This is a genomic window from Trichococcus sp. (genome assembly GCF_049589555.1).
Classification (GTDB): Bacteria; Bacillota; Bacilli; order Lactobacillales; family Aerococcaceae; genus Trichococcus.
In genome coordinates, this window is record NZ_JBAWAZ010000364.1 from 1 (window position 1) to 4,027 (window position 4,027).

6 protein-coding genes and 1 pseudogene are annotated in these 4,027 nt (G+C 49.8%); 5 read left to right on the plus strand and 2 right to left on the minus strand.

Features of this window, described 5'->3' with window-relative positions:
• The first annotated feature begins 80 nt into the window (after positions 1-80).
• The 3 genes and pseudogenes from WBV27_RS12490 to WBV27_RS12500 all read left to right on the plus strand — a co-directional run.
• Positions 81-392, plus strand: coding sequence for a PTS sugar transporter subunit IIB (locus WBV27_RS12490; RefSeq protein WP_424202453.1), 312 nt, complete (start codon positions 81-83; stop codon positions 390-392).
• 13 nt (positions 393-405) lie between these two features.
• On the plus strand, positions 406-1,710 hold the full coding sequence (locus WBV27_RS12495) for a PTS sugar transporter subunit IIC (RefSeq protein WP_424202454.1): 1,305 nt from the start codon (positions 406-408) through the stop codon (positions 1,708-1,710).
• Positions 1,711-2,037: pseudogene (locus tag WBV27_RS12500) on the plus strand (family 1 glycosylhydrolase); the annotation flags it as partial. It abuts the gene before it with no gap.
• A gap of 133 nt (positions 2,038-2,170) precedes the next feature.
• On the opposite strand, the gene WBV27_RS12505 reads toward WBV27_RS12500, so the two are convergent.
• Entirely contained in the window at positions 2,171-2,572 is a 402-nt protein-coding gene (locus WBV27_RS12505; protein WP_424202455.1) for a hypothetical protein, read from the minus strand.
• A 134-nt stretch (positions 2,573-2,706) separates the two neighbouring features.
• Between WBV27_RS12505 and WBV27_RS12510 the strand changes: the two genes are divergently transcribed.
• Positions 2,707-2,916 (plus strand): hypothetical protein, encoded by a 210-nt coding sequence (locus tag WBV27_RS12510; protein WP_424202456.1) that lies wholly within the window; start codon positions 2,707-2,709, stop codon positions 2,914-2,916.
• 6 nt (positions 2,917-2,922) lie between these two features.
• Here WBV27_RS12510 and WBV27_RS12515 read toward each other — a convergent pair whose 3' ends face one another.
• Entirely contained in the window at positions 2,923-3,231 is a 309-nt protein-coding gene (locus WBV27_RS12515) for a hypothetical protein (protein ID WP_424202457.1), read from the minus strand.
• Positions 3,232-3,389: 158 nt separating this feature from the next.
• On the opposite strand from WBV27_RS12515, the gene WBV27_RS12520 reads away from it, so the two are divergent.
• A partial coding sequence (locus WBV27_RS12520) for a type 1 glutamine amidotransferase (protein ID WP_424202458.1) occupies positions 3,390-4,027 on the plus strand: 638 nt, incomplete at its 3' end.

Sequence of the window (4,027 nt, forward strand, 5' to 3'; positions counted from 1 at the left end):
GATCTGGCGCAGCACCTGATCCAACTGAGGGAAGAAGTCCATTTGTTCCATACACAAAAAGTGAATCAGGAGGAGATTGCATGACACTATCGATTATGTTGGCCTGTGCGGGAGGTTTCTCGACCAGTATGCTGGTCGAACGGATGAAGGATGCAGCAAAAGAAAAAGGGATGGAGGTAAATATCGATGCCACGGCGGAAGGGAAAGTGGATAAGCTGATCCAGAATATCGACATTCTTTTGCTGGGCCCGCAAGTCGGTTACATGGAAGAGAGTTTCAAAAAGAAGTACAGTGGCCATCCGGTCGCGATCGCAACGATTCCTTCGATGGATTACGGCATGATGAACGGCAAAAAAGTATTGGCGGATGCTTTAAATTTATTAAACAAATAGGGGGCTGAAAATAATGGCTGATTTTTCGAATGTGCAAATGAGTTTACAACGTGGTGCGGGTGCGATCCAAAACAACAAATACATCAGTGCCATCACGAATGGTCTGATGTCAGCGATGCCGATCACGATCGTGGGTGCCTTGGGGAGTCTTGTGAACAGTTTCCCGGTTCAAGGGTATCAGGATTTTTTGGTCAACACCGGATTGAAAGCGATTACGGTCATTCCTTCCGAAATCACGACAAACCTTTTGGCCATCTATGTTGTTTATTTGATCGCCGCGAAGTTTGCCGAGTCCTATGACATCGACGGGACGCCGGCAGGGATTCTTGCCTTGATGAGCTTTTTGATTGTGACACCTTTCAATTATTCCGAAGCGAACACATTGGCCTCGCTGCCCGCTACCTGGATGGGCGCACCGGGACTGTTTACTGCATTTCTTGTCGCGTTATTGTCCGCGAAAGTTTATACCATTTTTAAAATTAAAGGTTGGGTCATCAAGATGCCTGACGGCGTACCGCCTACTGTTTCCAAATCATTCTCCGGTCTGGTGCCGGGCTTGGTGTTGGCTGTCCTTGCAATGGTCATCCGCTACGTGATGACGTTGACTGCTTTTGGTGATATCCACTCGTTCATCTTTTCAGTAGTGGCTGCACCGTTGACCAAACTGGGCGGAAGCTTTACGGCTCTGTTGGTTGCGATGTTTGCGGCACAGATTTTGTGGTTGGTCGGTGTACACGGCGCAATGGTCGTCTACAGTGTATTCATGCCGATCTGGACACCGCTGGGGACTGAAAACTTGGCAGCCTATAACGCCGGTCTGGAAATCCCGAACATCGTTTCCGGAAGCATGTTCGGGATGGTTGTGTTCATGGGTTCAGGCGCTACCTTAGGCTTGGCTATGGCGATGCTGCGGGCAAAATCGGAGCAATACCGTGTGCTTGGCAAATTGAGCTTGATACCGAACATCTGCGGCATCAACGAACCGATCATCTTCGGGATGCCGATCATCATGAACTTCACTTTGGCTATCCCATTCATCCTGGTGCCTTTGATCATCGCAGTTACTTCCTATCTTGGCATGCTGACAGGCATCCTGCCTTACCTGCCGGGTATCGCGGTACCGTTGGGTGTTCCGGTCATCATCAACGGATTGATGGCGGGCGGCTGGAGATGGGCTGTCTATCAAGCACTTATGATCGGCGTGAGCTATTTCGTCTATCTGCCGTTCTTCAAAGTTATGGACAAAGCTGCTTATAAACAAGAGGTGGAAGCGCAGCAGCAAGCGGAAGCATCAGAATTGGACAGCGCATTAGTTTAGCCGTTGTTCATTGTCGAAAACGGATTGGGGGCAGTCGATACTGTCACCGAAACGGGCGAAATCCATGATGATTACCGCATCGCCTACTTGCGCGAGCACATCATCGAAATGGAAAAAGCCATCGAAGAGGGTGTCGATCTGATGGGCTATACACCTTGGGGCTGCATCGATCTGATCAGCGCCAGCACGAGCGAGATGTCCAAACACTACGGCTTCATCTACGTCGATCAGGATGATGAAGGAAAAGGCAGCCTGAAACGCAGCAAAAAAGATTCATTCCACTGGTACAAAAAGGTCATCGCTTCAAACGGAGCCGATCTGGACTGAATGCCCGGAGCAATCCTTGAACGACTGATCTGTTTGCCGCAACTGGGATAAAGTGAACAGCCTCCGGAAGTCCGTAACAAGCGGATTTCCCGAGGCTGTTTTATGTTGTCATGTTGCTTTAAGAGCGTGTGTATCAGTGGGTGGACAACGGTTTATCGGACAATGCCCAGCCCTCCACGACGCGTACCCCGATCGGTTCAGGATTCTCTTTGAATTTGACGAATTCCATCGTGTTCTGTTTGATCCGTTCACCGGTCCGTTTGTCGATGATATATACGACATAGCGGATGGCACCCCATTCGTTCTCCACGATCATATTATGGAATTCGCCGAGTTCGATGTCATAGGCCTGGAAAAGTTGGCCCATCATGTCCTTGTATTGCTGCAGGGTCAAGCGATCGCTGTAGACATTGTAGTGCGCATCCGGTTCATAAAGCGTCTCGCACCAGTCCAACCAAGCATCGTACCCATTGTTCCAATTCTTGAACCCTTGCTCAAATCTCTCTCTGATCGCATTCTCAAAATTCTGACTCATTATTTTTCCTCCTTCGATTTGGTCTACTTTTTGTGTTCTGTAAACCTTGGTATGACTATATCAACAGGGGATAAACTGAACGTAAACTTTGCGATGCGGGCCAAAAAGAATTAAAATATCGGGATGGTTGTTGTATGATGGTAAAAAATAGGGGAGGGATCGTGATGGTTGAACTGGATCGGTTGGTCAAACTGCTCGTGGAGAAGATGCTGCGGTCGTCCAAAAAACCGGAGCCAAGCGATAACGGAACCGATGAGGGAAAAGCAGCAGGGCATAAACCCCAAGAGCGTGTTTCGGAGGAGGAAGCCAAAGACGAAGTGGATAAAAAAATGCCTGAAGGGTGATTCCCTTCAGACATATTGTAGCAGTTCGTCGTAATACAGCTTCGTGATCAATTCCCGGTCGGCCGTAGTGGGTTTGTCGATGTAGATGACGTATTCGGCATCCCAGTTATAGGCGGAGGTGCCTTCCAAAAACGGGTTTTCTACGGGCGTTTCGGTTTCCAGTTCGGCGATGAGGACGGCGATGTAGTCTTCGCTTTCGGTTTCGTCATGGAAGTCGAAGTCATCGCTTGTCTCGATGTAGAGTTTGTAGGCTTTATTCGGGTGTTCGGCTTTGAATTTTTTGATGATCGCAATTTCTTTGTCCAGGTTTCTCATGGTGCTTGCTCCCTTCGGAAATGGCTTTGGATCAGGTGTTTTCTATAGGTCTATCATAACATTCTCGACCTGCATCTGCACTCAATAACGCGGCGATGGGTGACGTTCGCGGGCTGATGGATTATGATGGGAATAATCAATTTTGAGGAGGTATCAGCATGGGTATCGCAATTTTGCAGCACGTGGATTTTGAAGGGCCAGCGGAAATCGAGAATTGGTGCCGGCAGACCGGGACTGACTACAGGATATACCGCCTATTTCTGGGGGATGCTTTGCCGAAAGCGGAGGAAACGGATTTCCTTGTGATATTGGGCGGTCCCATGAGCGTCTTGGATGAACTCCCTTGGTTGGAAGAGGAGCGGCAGCTTATCCGTGCACTCATCAGCCAAGGCAAGCCAGTCTTCGGCGTTTGTCTTGGCGGACAGCAGATCGCCAAAGCTTTGGGAGCTGACATTCTTCAGGGGGCCTACCGGGAAGCAGGCTGGTTGCCGATCCGAACGATAAGCTCGACAGCTGTTGGAGCTCTGCCTGAGGAACTGGTCGTGTTCCATTGGCACGGGGAGCAATTCGGCTTGCCGGAAGGGGCGGAGCGCCTGTTCGCAAGCGATGTTTGTCCGAACCAGGGATTTGTATATAAGGGTAATGTGATTGGCCTGCAGTTCCATTTCGAGTCCACTCAGGAGAGCATCGAGAGCATCCTCCAGAACGATGCGGCCTTCTTGGACGGAAGCACTTATACGCAGACGGCAGCAGAAATCCGGAGCTATCCGATTCCCGCGAGCAACCGGGAGCTGCT